Here is a 15,725-nt window from a genome sequence, read left to right as displayed (position 1 = left end):
CCGATCAATGTCAGCCAAGCTCGCGCAGTATGGCGCCATCTTCCTACTCGCCATCGCACTCTCCGCCTGCTCCGCGCGTTACCAGACGCCTATAGCGGTCGGCGGCGACGATGACGACGCGGTGTGCCAGAGCCGCGGTTATGCGCAGGGCTCGCCGGAATACGTGGCCTGCCGCAAGGATCGTGATGTCCAGCGCAATGCGGCCACCGCGCGTGCCGATCGCCGTCAGCGTGATCTCGGCGAATACATGCTGAACCATCCCGAACGGCCGTGAGTGCCGACCCGGAATTATCGTGCCGCGCCGCTTGCTCGCATTCACGTCTCCCATGATGCGCCTGCAACGCAGCAGTCGAAATCGTTGTCCGCTCTCTGTTCCGACGTTGACTCGCGCAACAACGCGCTACAAATAGCTGAAGGAGATGCTGACCTTGACGGTGCGGTTGGCGCCGTCACATCGGCGAATGTGAACACACGGGACGCGGCTAGCCGGCGTGCACCGTCCGCGGATGCCGATCATGCAGCAGCTTCGCCAGGTCGTCGCGATCGCCAGGGCGGTCTCTGACGGCAATCTCGAACAAGGCTTCCTGGATATCCCGGGGCATGTCGCCCCACGCTGCCAGGACAGCGCGTCCCAGCATCAACGCAAAATGATCTTCGTCGTCCCGCATCGCTGATCCTCCGCGCTGGAAACAATGCGAGGTCGGCCGCATCGTTCCCGGCAGAGGCGTCGCGAAAGTTCCCCTCGCAAACAAAAACGCGGCGGATCGCTCCCGCCGCGTTCGAACCGGATGCAGTGCAGGGAAGTGAGCCTACTCCTGCTCGTTCTCCTGCTTCTTGCCGCCGAGCGTCTTGAGCTTGGCGAATACCGCGTCGACATTGAGGTCGTCGCTGGATTTCTGCGCGGGCTCGTACTCGTCCTTGCGGGTGGTCTCGGAGGCCGGCAGCAGCGTGGCGCCGCCATAGGCTGCGTCGATCGGCTTTTCCTTGGCTGCGCGCTGCACCTCGAAATCGAGCTCGATCTGCGAGCACAGGCCGAGAGTGACAGGGTCGATCGGGGTCAGCGCCGACGTGTTCCAATGGGTGCGGTCGCGCACGCTCGCGATCGTGCTCTTGGTGGTGCCGACCAGACGCATGATCTGGGCGTCCTTCAGCTCAGGATGGTTGCGCAGCAGCCAGAGGATGGCGCTCGGGCGCTCGTGGCGGCGCGAGACCGGCGTGTAGCGCGGGCCCTTGCGCTTGGGCTGGGGCGGCAGCACCACCTTGCTCTCCTGGAGGCGGAGCCGGTAGTCCGGGTTCTTCTCGCCCTTCTCGATCTCCTCGCGGGTCAACTGGCCGTTGGAGAGCGGGTCCATGCCCTTGATGCCCTGGGCCGCGTCGCCGTCGGCGATCGCGCGCACCTCGAGGGGATGCATCTTGGTGAAATCGGCGACCTGGTCGAAGGTCAGCGCGGTGTTGTCGAGCAGCCAGACGGCGGTCGCCTTGGGCATCAGAGGTGCGTTGCTCATGGCAAATCTCCTTTGTGCTTCGCCCACCCCTCTGGAGGCGAAACCGGTGGTCATCAGCGATGACAGGGAATTCGCGCTATATAAGCCCGGAGGGGGTAGCCACGCAATGGTTCTGCTATAGATAGTGCCTTGACAGCGCCCGAAAGGGGGCCCAATTCCCTCTGAAGTGCCTGTAAAGTCCAGGCAGACTGTTTTAAAGCCCAATCCATCCATCGACCGCCCCCCGCCAGAAGGCGAAACGGGTGATTCGGTCCCGAGATCGCTCAATGTCAGCCAAACCAGACCTCAAGATCGTGCTTTGTTCTCCCCGCGGCTTCTGCGCCGGGGTGGTCCGGGCGATCGACACCGTGGAACGGGCGCTCGATAAATACGGTGCTCCCGTCTATGTTCGCCACGAGATTGTGCACAACAAGTACGTCGTCGATGGGTTGAAGAAGAAGGGCGCGATCTTCGTCGAGGAGCTCGCGGAAATCCCTGAGAATACCACCGCGCCAGTGGTGTTCTCGGCCCATGGCGTGCCGAAGTCGGTTCCGGCCGATGCCCAGTCCCGCAATTTGTTCTCGCTGGATGCGACATGCCCGCTGGTGACCAAGGTGCACCGCGAGGCCGCGATCCACTTCAAGCGGGGCCGCGAGATCTTCCTGATCGGCCACTCCCATCATCCTGAAGTGGTCGGCACCCTCGGCCAGCTTCCAGTCGGCGCCGTGACCCTGATCGAGACCGCCGAGGACGCCAAGACCATCACTCCAAAGGACCCCAACAACCTCGCCTTCGTGACCCAGACCACCCTGTCGATCGACGACACGGCGGAGATCGTGGCGCTGCTCAAGGAACGCTTCCCGAACATCAACGGGCCACACAAGGAAGACATCTGCTACGCCACCACCAACCGCCAGCTCGCGGTGAAGAAGGTGGCGCCGGTGGTGGACGCCCTGATCGTGGTCGGCGCGCCGAACTCGTCGAACTCGCAGCGCCTGCGCGAGGTCGCCGAGCGTGAGGGCTGCAAGACCGCGGTGCTGGCGCAGCGCGCCGCCGACATCGACTGGGGCAAGTTCGACAACATCGCCAGCCTCGGCATCACCGCGGGGGCATCCGCGCCGGAAGTGATCGTCGAGGAGATCATGGACGCGTTCGCAGAGCGCTACACGCTGCATGTGGAGACGGTCTCGGCCGCGGAAGAGAACGAGTTCTTCCCGCTGCCGCGCTCGGTGCGCCCCGAAGCCGCCGCAGAGTAAATCTGCATGGCGGTCTACACCGACGTTGCCGCCGATGAGCTTGCGGATTTCCTGAAGCAATACGATCTCGGCGAACTGCTCTCCTACAAGGGCATCGCCGAGGGCGTCGAAAACTCCAACTTCCTGCTGCACACGCGCCAGGGAAACACGCAGGCCTCGTTCATCCTCACGCTCTATGAGAAGCGCGTGGCGAAGAACGACCTGCCGTTCTTCCTCGCGCTGATGACGCATCTCGCCGAGCATGGCATCAACTGCCCGTTGCCGGTGAAGGCGAGGGACGGCGAGGCGCTGCGCGAGCTGGCGGGCCGGCCGGCCGCGATCATCACCTTTCTCGAGGGCATGTGGCCGCGCAAGCCGAATGTGGCCCATTGCGCCGGCGTCGGCGAGGCGCTGGCGAAGATGCACCTGGCTGGCGCCAACTTTGCGATCAAGCGCGCCAATGCGCTCTCGGTCGCGGGCTGGCGGCCGCTGTTCGATGCCGCCGCAAGCCGCGCCGACGAGGTGCAGCCGGGTCTGCGCGCTTTTCTCGCCGCCGAGCTCGATCATCTCTCGAGCGGGGTCTGGCCCACCAATCTACCGGAGGGCGTGATCCACGCCGACCTCTTCAACGATAACGTCTTCTTTCTCGGCGACCGGCTCTCGGGGATCATCGACTTCACCTTCGCCTGCAACGACATACTGGCCTATGACGTCGCGATCTGCCTCAACGCCTGGTGTTTCGAGCCGGATCATTCCTTCAACGTCACCAAGGCGCGCGCCTTCCTCAATGCCTATGGCCGGGTGCGAAAGCTCTCCGAAGCCGAAGAGGCGGCGCTGCCGCTGCTCGCGCGCGGCGCTGCGATCCGTTTCCTGCTGACGCGGCTGGTCGACTGGCTCAACGTGCCGCCGGGCGCGCTGGTGCGGCCAAAGGATCCGCTGGAATATGTCCGCAAGCTGCGCTTCCACCAGAGCGTGACGAGCGTGCGCGACTATGGGCTGATGCCGTCAGGACTGGTGGCGTGAGCGAGCGTCCCAACGTCACGATCTATACCGACGGCGCCTGCTCGGGAAATCCCGGTCCGGGCGGCTGGGGCGCAATCCTGAAGTTCGGCGACAAGGAGAAGGAGCTGAACGGCGGCGAGCGCCACACCACCAACAACCAGATGGAGTTGATGGCGGCGATCTCCGCGCTCGAAGCACTGAAGAGGCCGTGCACGGTCGATCTCTATACCGACAGCCAATATGTCCGTCAGGGCATCACGGGGTGGATCTTCGGCTGGAAGCGCAACGGCTGGCGCACCGCCGACAAAAAACCGGTGAAGAATGTCGAACTGTGGCAGCGTCTCGATGCCGCGCTGAAGCAGCACGAGGTCCGCTGGCATTGGGTCAAGGGCCATGCCGGGCACCCGGAGAACGAGCGTGCCGATCAGCTGGCGCGGGACGGGATCGCGATGGCGCGGTTGCAGCAGAGAGTGCAGGAGTAAGCGTCTCGGGCGTCGCCAAGCTCTCTCCAGCGTCATCGTCCGGCCAACCGAGGGTGAGGCTACTACGCCGCCCCGATCACGATCCCGACCGCCAGCACGATGGCGCCGCCGAGCACGATCTGGAACACGGCCTGGAGAAACGGCGTGTCCATGTAGCGCGAGCGGATGAAGGCGATCGCCCACAATTCGAAGAACACGACGACGCAGGCGATGGCGGTCGCGACCCAGAATGCGTTGGCCCAGCTGTCGGGCACGAGATAGGGCGCGGTGTGGCCGAGCCCGCCGAGCGTCGTCATTGCGCCGCAGGTGAGGCCGCGCAGCCAGGGCGAGCCGCGCCCCGTGAGCGAGCCGTCGTCGGAGAGCGCTTCCGCAAAGCCCATGCTGATGCCGGCGCCGATCGACGCCGCAAGGCCGACCAGAAACGTCTGCCAGTTCTGATGCGTGGCGAAGGCTGCCGCAAACAGCGGCGCGAGCGTCGAGACCGATCCGTCCATCAGGCCCGCGAGGCCCGGCTGCACATATTGCAGCACGAACATCCGCCGCCGCGTGCGGTCTTCCTCGGCGCGCACGTCGGGCTTGAGGATCTCGTCGGTGAGCGCGACGGCCCGGTTCTCGTGATGCCTCTCTTCCTCGGCGAGATCGCCGAGCAGGCGGCGCACACCGACATCCTCGGCCTGCTCGGCAGCCCGCGCGTAGAAGCGCTCGGCTTCGAGCTCCATGGTCTCGACTTCCTTCCGGATCGTGTCGAGCGGCAGGTTCTTGGTCAGCCATATCGGGCGCCGGCGCAGGAAACCCTTCACGTCCTCGCGGCGGATCGGCGGCAGATGCGTACCAAACCGCGCCTCGTAGAGCTGGAGCAGGCGATGCCGGTGGCCGCGTTCCTCCTCGGCCATCTCCTCGAAGATCTTGGCCGTGTCCGGGTAGCGCTCGCGCAAGTCCTCGGCGAAGGTCATGTAGATGCGGCTGTCCTCCTCCTCGGAGGAAATCGCGACCGCAAGCACCTCGCGCTCGGTCAGGTCGGCAAAGTTCTTCACGACGGCCCTGCCATTAGTTTAGAACTATTCTAAACTATAGGCCGCCGCGGTTCCCCGGTCAAATCAGCCGGTGCGGGCCTTGGCGAGGAAGTCCAGCAACAACCGGCTGACTTCGGCCGGCTGCTCCTGCTGCACCCAATGACCGGCGCCATCGACGAGATGGCAGCCGAGCATCTTCGTGCACGCGCGCGCCTGCATCGCCTCGAACGCGCCGGGGCGCTGATAGGTGCCCCAATCCTGCTTGCCCGAGATGAAACAGGAGGGCACGTCGATGCTGCGGCCAGAGAACAATTGCAGTTCGCGATTGAAAGCGCCCGAGGTGCCGCAGCGATACCATTGCAGCCCGCCCTGGAATCCGGTGCGGCCATATTCGGCGCTGTAGTAGGCGAGCTCGCGATCCGGCAGCCATTGATTGGCGGCGATCGCGGCCGGCGACGGCATCTGCTTGGCCACCGTCTCGGCCATCGTCTCGTTCAGGTCCATCACGTAGTAGGTCGGCAGCTTCGCCAGTTCATTCGCCGACCATGACGCCAGCGGATACGGCTTGTTGTCGGACCAGTCCGCGCTCTTGTGATGATAATAGGCGCGCAGGAAATCGTGTACGCCCTGCGGCGCGCAGTGCATGTCGGCGTTGGCTGCGCGTGTCGAATAGTACCATTGATAGTGTTTTCGCGGACGCGGCAGCGCTGCGAGCTCGCGATGAACGGCGTCTTCGGCCGCGGGCTTTGCCGGCGTGTCGACTGTGTTGAAAGGCAGCGGCGGCGGTCCGCCGAACGGCGCGCTCATCATCGTCACCGAGCGAAACACGTCGGGTCGGATCAGGGCGCACCAGGCCGCGACCGCGCTGCCGAAATCGTGGCCGACCACATCGAGCTGCCGGTAGCCGAACGCCGCCACCAGGGCGAGCGCATCACGCACCAGGTTGAAGAGCGAGAAGGGCGCGAGATCGCCGTCGTACTCGGCGCGCCATCCCATCGTGCGCCCATAGCCGCGCTGGTCCGGCGCGATCACGTGATAGCCCGCCCCAGCTAGCACCGGCATCACCTTGCGCCAGGAGAAGGCCAGCTCGGGAAAGCCGTGCAGCAGGAGCATGCAGGGCCGGCCCCCGGTCTCGAACCCGGCTTCCAGCACATGCATGCGCAAGCCGTTGATGCCATCGACATAGCGTGCGCGGATGCCCGCGGGGAGCGGGATGTCGGGGAGATCGGCCATAGGCGCTTCCTCGTCATGGCCCGGCTTGTCCCGGCCATCTACGTTCTTCGTTGCCGTTGATTGTAAGAACCTAGATGCCAGGCACAAGCCCGGGCATGTGAAGAGAGGCCGTTCCGCTAGGCCGCCGCGCAGACGAAGCCGCTGCCCTTGCGCTTGATCTTGCCCACCGACGGCGATGGGAAATGCGCCGTGCAGCACAGCGTGTCGGTGTCGCAATAGCGCTCCAGGAAGCCGCGGCGCGTTTTCGCCGCGGTCGCCTGATCGACGTCGAACTTCATCGACAGCTCGGGATAGAGCGCCTGCAACGGCGAGTGGATGAGATCGCCGGAGAACACCGCATCGTCCTTGCCGCGTCCGGCAGTGAAGGCGACATGGCCCGGCGTGTGGCCCGGCGTCGGCAGGATGCGGATGTGATCGCCGATCTGATGGTCGCTGCCGACGAGTTCGTGGCGCCCCGCCTCCACCACCGGCAGCACGCTGTCGGCAAAGGGCGGGATCTCCGCCTTCGCATTCTGCTCGGTCCAGTAGTCGAACTCACGCTTAGCGAAGACGTAGCGCGCCTTGGGGAAGGTCGGCACCCAGCGGCCGTTCTCGAGCCGGGTGTTCCAGCCGACATGATCGGCATGCAGATGCGTGCACATCACGAAGTCGATGTCGTCCACCGATACGCCGGCAGCATTGAGCCCGCGCAGATACGTGTCGTCGGTCTTCATGTGCCATTTCGGCCGCTGCGGCCGCGGCTTGTCGTTGCCGATGCAACTGTCGATCAGAATGGTGTGATGCGGCGTCTTCACCACGTAGGACTGGAAGCACAGGATCAGCGTGTCCTGCTCGTCCAGTGCCTTGGCCTGCCGCATCCATGCCCGGTTCTCGGCCAGCACCTCCGCCGTCAGCCCGGGAATGAACTCCAGCGCCGGGAAGAACGGGACTTCCTGCTCGATGACGCGATGGATGGTGAGCTCGCCGACGGAGTATTTGAGGCTCATGAGAGCTCCTGCGAATTATGCCGGAGGCGGCGCCGAGATTTTCACGGAAGCCCGCTCCAGCATTCTCTGATGGAAGGCGTCGAGCTTCGGATAGGCCTTGCGCCAGCCGCAATCGGCGAAGCGGAAGTCGGCATAGCCGAGCACGCAAACGAGGCCGATCTGCGAGATGTCAAACGGGCCGTTCAGAACCTCTGGCATATTCTCGAAGCGTGCCATGCCGGTCCAGGCCCTGTTCCAATGGTCGTCCGACCATGCCTGCCATTGCAGGCCCTGCGGCCGCACCATCTTCTCGTAGCGGCACAGCAGCATGGAATCGAGCATGCCGTTGAGCAGCGAGTGGTTGGTCTTGGTCTTCCAGCGCCGCGGCCCGTAGTCCGGGATCAGGCTGCCGCCGGCGATCTCGTTGAGATATTCGACGATGACGTAGGAGTCCAAAATCACGTCGCCGTCGTTGGTGATCAGCACCGGCAGCTTCTTCAGCGGCGTGATGCGCGAATAATCCTCGTTGGCCATGCCCGGCGCGACCGTTGCGGGCACGAGCTCGATCTTGTCGATCAGCCCGAGCTCGATCGCAGCGATGCGCACCTTGCGGGCGAAGGGCGAGGCGGGGGAGAAGGTGAGTTTCATCTGAATAACCTCTATCCAAACATACAAGCCTCATCCTGAGGAGCGCGCCTCTTCGCGCGTCTCGAAGGATGGAATGGGAGGCGTTCTCTCGTCACCCGGCCAATGCGTCGAGTGACCGTGTTATTGGCGCATCCTTGACGCGCATTGCGCGCTCCTCAGGATGAGGCGGAGACGCCTACGCCGCGATGATCTCCTGGCGCTGCTCGCCGAGACCTTCGATGCCGAGCGTGACGACGTCGCCGACATTGAGGAAGGTCGGCGGCTTCATGCCGAGGCCGACGCCGGGCGGGGTGCCCGTGGTGATGATGTCGCCGGGCAAGAGCGTCATGAACTGCGAGACGTAGGAGACGCACTTGGCCATCGAGAAGATCATCGTCTTGGTCGAGCCGGTCTGGCGGCGCTGACCGTTGACGTCGAGCCACATCGAGAGCTCCTGCACGTCCTTGATCTCGTCCTTGGTGGCGAGCCATGGGCCGAGCGGGCCGAACGTGTCGTGCGACTTGCCCTTGGTCCATTGGCCCAGGCGCTCGGTCTGGAAGTTGCGTTCGGAGACGTCGTTGCAGACGCAATAGCCGGCGACGTAGTTCAGCGCGTCGGCTTCCGAGACATATTTGGCGCGGGTGCCGATGATCGCGGCGATCTCGACTTCCCAGTCGAGCTTGGTCGAGCCGCGCGGCTTCTCGACCGGATCGTTCGGGCCGGAGAGCGAGGTGTTGGCCTTCATGAAGATGATCGGCTCGGTCGGGATTGCAGCGCCCGTCTCCTTGGCGTGGTCGCTGTAATTGAGGCCGATGGCGACGAATTTCGAGATGCCGGTGACGGGTGCGCCGAAGCGGGGCTTGCCGGACACCGCGGGCAGCGAGGCGGGGTCGAGGCCCGCCAGCTTTTTCAGAGATTCCGGCGCATAGGCCTCACCGGTCAGGTCCTTCACATGCGCCGACAGGTCGCGCAACTGGCCGGATTTGTCGATCAGGCCGGGCTTTTCCGCACCCTTCTCGCCATAACGAACAAGCTTCATTCTCGTTTCTCCCTGGGAATGGACCGATCGGTTGAACAGCTTCATGGAACAGGGCGGCGGGAAATTCAACCGCTCACTGCCGGGCGTTTCCGCATTACACCCCCTCATCCTGAGGGCCCGTCGAAGGCGGGCATCTCGAAGGATGGCCGCGGGCGGGGCCTTCATGGTTCGAGACGCGCGAAGACGCGCTCCTCACCATGAGGAGTACCGTCACCCCAGCGCCACAAACCTGAACGCATCTCCATCCCGCTTGATATGCCCGGCCGAGAAATGCCCGCCGATCACCAGCGTCGGCGTGTCGGCAAAGCGGCCGAACAAGTCGCGCCGCGTTTCGGCCGATTGCGCCTGGTTGGAATCCGCGGTCGAGGACCAGTCGAGATGCGCCATCTGGCAAGGATGATGAGCGACGTCGCCGGTGAGCAGAGCCTGCTCGCCGTCGGACTGGATCAGGATGCTCATATGGCCGGGGCTGTGGCCTGGCGTCGGGATCATGCTGATCTCGTCGCAGAGCCGGTGGTCGCTCGCGATAAGATCGGCTCTGTCGGCATCGATGATCGGCTGCACGGAATCATTGAACACCGCTGCCTTGTCCGGTTCAGCGGAGTGGTCGCGCCAGTGCTCGTATTCGGTCTTGCCGAAGACGTACCGCGCCTTCGGGAATGTAGGCACCCATCGGCCGTCGACCAGCGTCGTATTCCAGCCGACATGATCGACGTGAAGATGCGTGCACAGCACCGTGTCGATGCTGTCAGGCGCAAAGCCTGCCGCTGTCATCGTCTCCAGAAATGGTGTGCTGCGATGATTCCAGGTTGGGACGTTGCGGCCCTGCTTGTCGTTGCCGAGCCCGGTGTCGACCACGATCCGGCGCGTCGGCGTCTCCACCACCAGCGAATGGATCGACATCTTCAGCCGGCCTTCTTCGGTGGCGAAATGCGGGATCAGCCACGGCAACTTCTGGATCTCTGCGTTCCCTGCGAGCGGCAGGATGAAGCGGGTCGAGCCGACCGTCTCCAATTCCACCACCTTCGTGATTTTGACCCTGCCCACCTTCCACCGCATCGGCGCCTTCCCATGTTCTTGTTTTGGTGCCGAAACATGCGGCCTTCCGCCATGGAGCGCAATGGATCATCTGACGCGATGCGGCGTTATCGCGGGAACCGGAGGAGGAGCCATGCCAGAGCTTGCAATATCCGCTGAAAAAGTCGCTTTCATCATTGAGAAGGCGCGCGAATTGGACGTCAAGGAGGGCGATTCCGATCCGGATTCCGGCTCGAACCCGAGCGATGACGATGCGCTCGACGTTCTCGAGGACGACGGCTCCGATCCCGTCGTCCAAGAGCTCGGGAGCTTCATGATTGCCCTGAACGAGGACGAGCAGCTCGATCTCGTCGCGCTGACCTGGCTCGGCCGCGGCGACGGCACGATCGATGATTGGGACGATTTGCGCACCCGCGCAGTGGAGGCGCGGAGTGAATATCGCAGTCCGCGCCGCGAAACGGTGCGCTATCTGCTCGGCGAGCCCATGCTGGGCGATCTGCTCGCCGACGGTCTCGACGCATTCGGCATCGACTGGACCGACGAGCGCACCACCGCTGATTCCTCGGCTCCAAGTCAGCAGGACGAAGACGAGCCGACCAAGCAGCGGTGAGACGGAGAGTGCTCTCCCCGTAAGAACGGGGAGAGCGAGATGCGCGACTACAGCGTCCCCGGGAACGCGCCGCCATCCAGCAAAATGTTCTGCCCGGTGATGAAGCCGGCCTTGGCGCCGCACAGGAAGGCGCAGGCATAGCCGAACTCGTCGGGCTGGCCGAATCGGCCGGCGGGGTTCTGCTTGGCGCGCTCGGCCAGGATCTGCTCCGGCGTGACGCCGCGCTTGTCGGCCTCGGCCTTGGCGGTGCCCGTCAGGCGGTCAGTCTCGAACGGGCCAGGCAACAGGCCATTGATGGTGACGTTGTTGATCACGGTCTTGCGCGACAGGCCGGCGATGAAGCCGGTGAGGCCGGCGCGCGCGCCGTTGGAAAGGCCGAGGATGTCGATCGGCGCCTTCACGGCGGCCGAGGTGATGTTGACGATGCGGCCGAACTTGCGCGCCATCATGCCGTCCACCGTCGCCTTGATCAGCTCGATCGGGGTGAGCATGTTGGCGTCGATTGCCTTGATCCAATCGTCGCGAGTCCAGTTGCGGAAATCGCCGGGCGGCGGGCCGCCGGCATTGTTGATCAGGATATCAGGCTCGGGGCAGGCCTTCAGCACGGCCTCGCGGCCTGCCGGCGTCGTGATGTCGCCGACGATCTCGGTGACGGTCACGTCGGGATAGGCTTTGCGGATGTCGTCGGCCGTCTTCTTCAAGGCCTCGGCACCGCGCGCGGTTAGGGTGACATGAACCCCGGCCTCGGCCAGCGAGATGGCGCAGGCGCGCCCGAGGCCCTTGCTGGATGCGCAGACGATGGCGCGGCGACCTTTGATCCCAAGATCCACTGTTTCACTCCCGTAATGTCAGATTGGTTTTGGACAGCGGCTACTCTATCCAACCTCAACGCTGCTGATAAGGGACGGGCCCGCTTCAAAATGCATGGCGCGCGTTGCGGCGATGCAAATGCGCAGGCATGGTCCGGAAGAATTTATCGCGGTTTTCCGAAGAGATCATGCCCAAACAACAAAGCGCGATCTTATCGCGCTTCAGATGCGCCGCTCCTGCTTGAGGCGGTCGATCGCGGCAGCCGCCTCCGGCGGCAGCGACTTGAATCCCATCTGTCCTACCGTCGAGAACAGCGGGCGCAGATGCGAGCCGGCGAGAAAAGGCGGCTGGCGGTTGGCCGGCACGATCTGGTCGAACACCGCTACCAGCGTGGTGGCGACGAGGCCGACCCTGATGGTGCCGAGCGCGGCGCCGCCGAGCCGGTCGCCGATGCCGGCCTCGCCGATAGTGTCGTTCAGCGCGGTGCGGCCGATATGCCCGAGCAGCATGCCGATCACCACGAAGATGGCGAAGAACCAGATCCAGTTCTGGAGCAGCGGTGAATTCGCGTTGGCTGCGATCTGCGGCGCGATCAGCGGCATCAGCGCCACCGCCATCGGCGCGGCGAGCAGATAGGCGAGGATGGTCATGGCGCTGCGCAGCAGCCCGGTCCTGAAACCGAGGCCGACCGCGATGGCGAGTGCCGAATAGACCGCGAGATCGAAACTGTTCATGCCTGCGAGCCCACCTCGGCGAACGCTGCTGCGCTGGAACGAATGAACGCCAAGCCGATCATTCCGGTTTCAGATCGCTAAAATCGTCTGTATTGATGGCTTCAAAAGCTCAGGGATTACGCCCAAGGAAATCGTCATGGCAGACCTATTCGACGTCAGTAAAGAAACCATCCTCGTGACCGGCGCGAGCCAGGGGCTGGGGCGGCAATTTGCCCGGGTGCTGGCGGCGCATGGTGCATCCGTCGCGCTTGCGGCGCGGCAGACCGACAAGCTGAAGAGCCTGGAAGAAGAGATCCGCGGCACGGGTGGTCGCGCCGCGGCTGTCGCGCTCGACGTCACCGATACCGCGTCGATCGCCAGGGCGGTCGATGCGGCGGAAGCCGCGCTCGGGCCTGTCACCGTGCTGATTAACAATGCCGGCATCGCCATCGAGAAGCTCGCGACCGAGCAGACCGAGGCTGATTGGGATGCCGTGATCGGCGCCAACCTGAAGGGCGCCTACTTTCTCGCGACGGAAGTGGTGCGGCGCATGATTGCGCGCAAGCAGCCGGGCAACATCGTCAACATCGCCTCCGTGCTCGGCACCGGCGTGCTGAAGGCGGTCTCTCCTTACGCGATCTCCAAAGCCGGCATCCTCCAAGCGACCAAGGCGATGGCGCTGGAGCTTGCGGGCCAGAACATCCGCATCAACGCGCTCGCGCCCGGCTATATCGATACCGAGATGAACCACGCCTTCTGGTCGACGCCCGCAGGCGAGCGCCTGACCAAGCGCATCCCCCAGCGCCGCGTCGGCGCCGAGTCCGATCTCGACGGCGCGATCCTGCTGCTGGCGTCGAACGCCTCGCGCTACATGACGGGCAGTGTGGTGACGGTGGACGGCGGGTTCTTGTTGAATTGAGTTACGCTGCGCTATTGGCGCGCGAGAGCTTTACTCCGATCTCGTCCCGGACAAAGCAACAGGCATCAGATTGCGTCCCGCGGCCGCCGCGACCCGGCTCGGCCGCGCCCGCGCGACCATGGCACGAAAGGCATCCTCCAGTGCCTGCACAGCGGGGTGTTTGTCAGGGACTGTCCAAGGGGTGGTCCAGGCACGGTCCTGGCAGCATTCCCCAAAAATGACGATGCACCCTGATTTTGCTGCGGCCAAGCTGGCTCTATGCGGAACTCCTGGCAAGTGCATGCCAAGCGGCCCCAAAACCGGTCCATCCGCATGTCACAAAGTCGAAAAAAACGTTCCCGCAGCCCTTTCCAAAGGCGGCCCGCCTTGTTACATACGCCCCGCACCCGACGGGCTTTGCCCCGGGTCGCCTTCCAAGGAAGCCTTTGGGACGGACGAAGCAAGCCACGCGAACAGCGCCGGCCTCAACCGATCGTCCCCGGCCTTTGGCGAAGGCAAAGCAAGTGTTTAACGCGGGGTGGAGCAGCCCGGTAGCTCGTCAGGCTCATAACCTGAAGGTCATAGGTTCAAATCCTATCCCCGCAACCAAATTCGGATTGACCAGATCTGATACGAAATGGCCCGCATGAAGCGGGCCATTTTTGTTCAGTAAATGTTTGTTTGCTAAAGCCCGCCCCTCAAAATTCCCTAACCACCTTCCCGTCCGCGCCCACCAGCGTCGACGGCGCCTCCCCAAACACCAGCCCCTCCGGCTGAAACTTGATGGTCTTCCCGCCCTCGACGAACTCCGCAAAATTGCGCGGCGTCGCCGAGTGCACGCCGTTCGCCAGGAAGTCATCGATCTCGTAACAGGTGTCGGGCTTGCCACCGGAGCCTTCGCCCAAAAACTTCTGGAAGGTCTGGCTCGCGATCTTGGCCTTCTTGCGTGCCGACCAGTTGGTGTAGCGGCGGTAGAGCTTTGGCAGGATCACCGGGCCCTTGTCGGTCGCGAGCACAGCGGTCTCGCCGGCCCTGGGCTCGCGCAGGCCGAAGTCGAAGGCGCCAATCGTCTTGGCGAGATGTTTCCAGACCGGCAGCTTCTTCGCGCGCGCCGTCTTGGCGAGCGCGAGGAAGGCCCTGATCTCGTCCTCATTCATCGAGGAGTAGAACGTCGGATAGGCAAAGCCCTGCTCGACCAGCCAGTGATTGATGTCGATGGTCTCGCCACCAATCGTCACCTCGATGTCGCCGACCAGCCGCGCATAAGTGTCGAACACCTCGTTCGGCGCATCGACATGGGTGAACACGCGGCAGGGAAGGGTGACTTCGCCGGGACGGCTGAGGAAATCGTGCAGCACCTTGCTGGCGGTGGCGCCGAGGAATTGCCGGTAGGAATGCGTGACCTCGTGATAGGCCTGCCGCTTGGCCTCCGTCAGCCCCTTCTTCTCGGCCGTCGAGAGAGGCGAGGGCTGGTAGTGCAGCTCCGGTGCGTCGATGCCCTGGAGGCGGACGGTGAGCTTGCCGTTCTTGATCGGTGCCGTTGTGGTCCGGCCCTTGACCTTGGCGCCCCCGAAGGCGTGGGTCGGCTGGAATGGCGAAGAGTCGTTCTTGCGGAAGCGGATCGCGTCCGGCGCGATGGCCACCACGACCTTGGTGGTGTCGGCGTCCGACCGCCCCTCCGGCCAGAACTGGCCGACATCAATCGTACCTTCAACCTCCAACAGTCCAACGGGCATTGGCCGCTCCTGTCACGGCGCACGACGACTTCTGAGGAAGCGATTCGCGCGAACAGTGAGGCGTAACCGAGCATCTTCGTGCGACAGGCCCATGACGGCGGCCAGGACAGGCGCGACGCGTTGCCGCCGTGGCGCCAGCTCTCGGCTACGCCATGCTGGCAACGACGTTGTCACGGGGGCATGCGCTCGAAGGGGTAGAGCGCCGGACGGCAGGCCTTGGGCGAGTGGCGTCAGTCGCAATAAGGCGCCCGCGCGCCTGTCGCGCGGGCGGCAATGGGTTCTTGAACCAAGAAGAATGCTTCTGAAGATCACGATCGGTGCGGACAGACCATCGTCAGATAGAGCAGCGTCGGCGCCTTGTCCTCGCCATTCCTGTACTCCCACTCCAGCCGGATCTCGTGGCGGTGCGCATAGGCATCGCTCGCCTTGTGCGTGATGATGTTCGTCTTCATCGGGATCGGCGGTTCGGAATTGAAACATTTCCGGACGCACGCATCGAGCAGATCGCATCGCGTCAGAGGGATGACACCGGGCTCGTCCTTGGACAGCGGGGCCGTGTTCGGCTGGGTGCTGAGGTCGACGCGGGCCCGGCCCTTCTCCTTGTGCCAGTACTTGGCGCTTCCCTGCGGCCACTTGGATGGCGGGTTCAGGATCAGGTGGTACTGGCCATATTCCAGCGTCGGCAGATCGATGTCGTCCGATTCCTTGAGCTTGGCGACGCTCTTTTTCATGTTCGCCAGGGGATAGTAATTTCTGTTCATCAAGTCTCGAAATGCCTTGCCGCTATATACCAGTCCGGCCATCGCCTCTTTCCCCGATATGCCTGTTGTCAAAACTTGG

Annotated in this window: 18 protein-coding genes and 1 tRNA gene; 7 read left to right on the top strand and 12 right to left on the bottom strand. The window is 63.9% G+C overall.

Annotation, left to right across the window (positions count from 1 at the left end; all coding sequences use genetic code 11):
- Nucleotides 1-7 precede the first annotated feature (7 nt).
- The gene (locus tag IVA98_RS34940; RefSeq protein WP_247294487.1) at nucleotides 8-274 is read left to right on the top strand and encodes a hypothetical protein; all 267 of its coding nucleotides are present in this window, start codon (nucleotides 8-10) and stop codon (nucleotides 272-274) included.
- A 208-nt stretch (nucleotides 275-482) separates the two neighbouring features.
- Here IVA98_RS34940 and IVA98_RS34935 read toward each other — a convergent pair whose 3' ends face one another.
- Both IVA98_RS34935 and IVA98_RS34930 read right to left on the bottom strand, forming a co-directional pair.
- Entirely contained in the window at nucleotides 483-668 is a 186-nt protein-coding gene (locus tag IVA98_RS34935; RefSeq protein ID WP_247294489.1) for a hypothetical protein, read from the bottom strand.
- A 141-nt stretch (nucleotides 669-809) separates the two neighbouring features.
- Nucleotides 810-1,505: a DUF1013 domain-containing protein gene (locus IVA98_RS34930; protein ID WP_247294491.1), complete on the bottom strand. Its 696-nt coding sequence runs from the start codon at nucleotides 1,503-1,505 to the stop codon at nucleotides 810-812.
- A 266-nt stretch (nucleotides 1,506-1,771) separates the two neighbouring features.
- Between IVA98_RS34930 and ispH the strand changes: the two genes are divergently transcribed.
- From ispH to rnhA, 3 genes are read left to right on the top strand one after another with little or no spacing between them, the layout of a single operon-like run.
- The gene (ispH, locus tag IVA98_RS34925; RefSeq protein WP_247294494.1) at nucleotides 1,772-2,740 is read left to right on the top strand and encodes a 4-hydroxy-3-methylbut-2-enyl diphosphate reductase; all 969 of its coding nucleotides are present in this window, start codon (nucleotides 1,772-1,774) and stop codon (nucleotides 2,738-2,740) included.
- Between the two features lie 6 nt (nucleotides 2,741-2,746).
- Nucleotides 2,747-3,742, top strand: coding sequence for a homoserine kinase (locus tag IVA98_RS34920; RefSeq protein WP_247334960.1), 996 nt, complete (start codon nucleotides 2,747-2,749; stop codon nucleotides 3,740-3,742).
- The gene (gene rnhA, locus IVA98_RS34915; protein ID WP_247294498.1) at nucleotides 3,739-4,203 is read left to right on the top strand and encodes a ribonuclease HI; all 465 of its coding nucleotides are present in this window, start codon (nucleotides 3,739-3,741) and stop codon (nucleotides 4,201-4,203) included. Before IVA98_RS34920 ends, rnhA begins: the two co-directional genes overlap by 4 nt.
- A 62-nt stretch (nucleotides 4,204-4,265) precedes the next feature.
- Here rnhA and mbfA read toward each other — a convergent pair whose 3' ends face one another.
- The 6 genes from mbfA to IVA98_RS34885 form a co-directional block, all read right to left on the bottom strand.
- Entirely contained in the window at nucleotides 4,266-5,237 is a 972-nt protein-coding gene (mbfA, locus tag IVA98_RS34910; protein ID WP_247294499.1) for an iron exporter MbfA, read from the bottom strand.
- A 63-nt stretch (nucleotides 5,238-5,300) separates the two neighbouring features.
- On the bottom strand, nucleotides 5,301-6,449 hold the full coding sequence (locus IVA98_RS34905) for an alpha/beta hydrolase (protein ID WP_247294500.1): 1,149 nt from the start codon (nucleotides 6,447-6,449) through the stop codon (nucleotides 5,301-5,303).
- A gap of 116 nt (nucleotides 6,450-6,565) precedes the next feature.
- The gene (locus IVA98_RS34900) at nucleotides 6,566-7,435 is read right to left on the bottom strand and encodes an MBL fold metallo-hydrolase (RefSeq protein ID WP_247294501.1); all 870 of its coding nucleotides are present in this window, start codon (nucleotides 7,433-7,435) and stop codon (nucleotides 6,566-6,568) included.
- Nucleotides 7,436-7,450: 15 nt separating this feature from the next.
- Nucleotides 7,451-8,062 carry a glutathione S-transferase family protein gene (locus tag IVA98_RS34895; RefSeq protein ID WP_247294502.1) on the bottom strand — a complete coding sequence of 204 codons (612 nt, stop codon included), beginning with the start codon at nucleotides 8,060-8,062 and terminating at the stop codon, nucleotides 7,451-7,453.
- 175 nt (nucleotides 8,063-8,237) lie between these two features.
- Entirely contained in the window at nucleotides 8,238-9,080 is an 843-nt protein-coding gene (locus IVA98_RS34890; RefSeq protein WP_247294503.1) for a fumarylacetoacetate hydrolase family protein, read from the bottom strand.
- A gap of 210 nt (nucleotides 9,081-9,290) precedes the next feature.
- Complete coding sequence (locus tag IVA98_RS34885; protein WP_247294504.1) at nucleotides 9,291-10,139, bottom strand: MBL fold metallo-hydrolase; 849 nt, start codon at nucleotides 10,137-10,139, stop codon at nucleotides 9,291-9,293.
- Nucleotides 10,140-10,251: 112 nt separating this feature from the next.
- On the opposite strand from IVA98_RS34885, the gene IVA98_RS34880 reads away from it, so the two are divergent.
- Nucleotides 10,252-10,728, top strand: coding sequence for a DUF3775 domain-containing protein (locus tag IVA98_RS34880; RefSeq protein WP_247294505.1), 477 nt, complete (start codon nucleotides 10,252-10,254; stop codon nucleotides 10,726-10,728).
- A gap of 47 nt (nucleotides 10,729-10,775) precedes the next feature.
- On the opposite strand, the gene IVA98_RS34875 is transcribed toward IVA98_RS34880, so the two are convergent.
- On the bottom strand, nucleotides 10,776-11,558 hold the full coding sequence (locus IVA98_RS34875) for an SDR family oxidoreductase (protein WP_247294506.1): 783 nt from the start codon (nucleotides 11,556-11,558) through the stop codon (nucleotides 10,776-10,778).
- Between the two features lie 201 nt (nucleotides 11,559-11,759).
- On the bottom strand, nucleotides 11,760-12,272 hold the full coding sequence (locus IVA98_RS34870; protein ID WP_247294507.1) for a CvpA family protein: 513 nt from the start codon (nucleotides 12,270-12,272) through the stop codon (nucleotides 11,760-11,762).
- Between the two features lie 136 nt (nucleotides 12,273-12,408).
- Between IVA98_RS34870 and IVA98_RS34865 the strand changes: the two genes are divergently transcribed.
- Both IVA98_RS34865 and IVA98_RS34860 read left to right on the top strand, forming a co-directional pair.
- Nucleotides 12,409-13,170, top strand: a complete 762-nt coding sequence (locus IVA98_RS34865) for an SDR family oxidoreductase (protein WP_247294508.1) — start codon at nucleotides 12,409-12,411, stop codon at nucleotides 13,168-13,170.
- A 511-nt stretch (nucleotides 13,171-13,681) separates the two neighbouring features.
- Nucleotides 13,682-13,758, top strand: a tRNA-Met gene (locus tag IVA98_RS34860).
- 89 nt (nucleotides 13,759-13,847) lie between these two features.
- Here the strand turns inward: IVA98_RS34860 and IVA98_RS34855 are convergent.
- Together IVA98_RS34855 and IVA98_RS34850 are read right to left on the bottom strand one after the other, a co-directional pair.
- Nucleotides 13,848-14,885, bottom strand: a complete 1,038-nt coding sequence (locus tag IVA98_RS34855; protein WP_247294510.1) for a thermonuclease family protein — start codon at nucleotides 14,883-14,885, stop codon at nucleotides 13,848-13,850.
- 308 nt (nucleotides 14,886-15,193) lie between these two features.
- Nucleotides 15,194-15,688 carry a hypothetical protein gene (locus IVA98_RS34850; RefSeq protein WP_247277917.1) on the bottom strand — a complete coding sequence of 165 codons (495 nt, stop codon included), beginning with the start codon at nucleotides 15,686-15,688 and terminating at the stop codon, nucleotides 15,194-15,196.
- Between the last annotated feature and the right edge of the window lie 37 nt (nucleotides 15,689-15,725).

Origin of the sequence: Bradyrhizobium sp. 160 (assembly GCF_023073735.1) — a bacterium.
In the GTDB taxonomy this organism is placed as follows: Bacteria; Pseudomonadota; Alphaproteobacteria; order Rhizobiales; family Xanthobacteraceae; genus Bradyrhizobium.
Note: the sequence above shows the minus strand (reverse complement) of the source record. Positions and strands in the feature narration are given on the sequence as shown.

Coding starts and splice junctions, on each gene's coding strand:
- IVA98_RS34940 (WP_247294487.1), top strand. CDS start 8: ATGTCAGCCAAGCTCGCGCAGTATGGCGCCATCTTCCTACTCGCCATC.
- IVA98_RS34935 (WP_247294489.1), bottom strand. CDS start 668: ATGCGGGACGACGAAGATCATTTTGCGTTGATGCTGGGACGCGCTGTC.
- IVA98_RS34930 (WP_247294491.1), bottom strand. CDS start 1,505: ATGAGCAACGCACCTCTGATGCCCAAGGCGACCGCCGTCTGGCTGCTC.
- ispH (WP_247294494.1), top strand. CDS start 1,772: ATGTCAGCCAAACCAGACCTCAAGATCGTGCTTTGTTCTCCCCGCGGC.
- IVA98_RS34920 (WP_247334960.1), top strand. CDS start 2,747: ATGGCGGTCTACACCGACGTTGCCGCCGATGAGCTTGCGGATTTCCTG.
- IVA98_RS34905 (WP_247294500.1), bottom strand. CDS start 6,449: ATGGCCGATCTCCCCGACATCCCGCTCCCCGCGGGCATCCGCGCACGC.
- IVA98_RS34900 (WP_247294501.1), bottom strand. CDS start 7,435: ATGAGCCTCAAATACTCCGTCGGCGAGCTCACCATCCATCGCGTCATC.
- IVA98_RS34895 (WP_247294502.1), bottom strand. CDS start 8,062: ATGAAACTCACCTTCTCCCCCGCCTCGCCCTTCGCCCGCAAGGTGCGC.
- IVA98_RS34890 (WP_247294503.1), bottom strand. CDS start 9,080: ATGAAGCTTGTTCGTTATGGCGAGAAGGGTGCGGAAAAGCCCGGCCTG.
- IVA98_RS34885 (WP_247294504.1), bottom strand. CDS start 10,139: ATGCGGTGGAAGGTGGGCAGGGTCAAAATCACGAAGGTGGTGGAATTG.
- IVA98_RS34880 (WP_247294505.1), top strand. CDS start 10,252: ATGCCAGAGCTTGCAATATCCGCTGAAAAAGTCGCTTTCATCATTGAG.
- IVA98_RS34870 (WP_247294507.1), bottom strand. CDS start 12,272: ATGAACAGTTTCGATCTCGCGGTCTATTCGGCACTCGCCATCGCGGTC.
- IVA98_RS34865 (WP_247294508.1), top strand. CDS start 12,409: ATGGCAGACCTATTCGACGTCAGTAAAGAAACCATCCTCGTGACCGGC.
- IVA98_RS34855 (WP_247294510.1), bottom strand. CDS start 14,885: ATGCCCGTTGGACTGTTGGAGGTTGAAGGTACGATTGATGTCGGCCAG.
- IVA98_RS34850 (WP_247277917.1), bottom strand. CDS start 15,688: ATGGCCGGACTGGTATATAGCGGCAAGGCATTTCGAGACTTGATGAAC.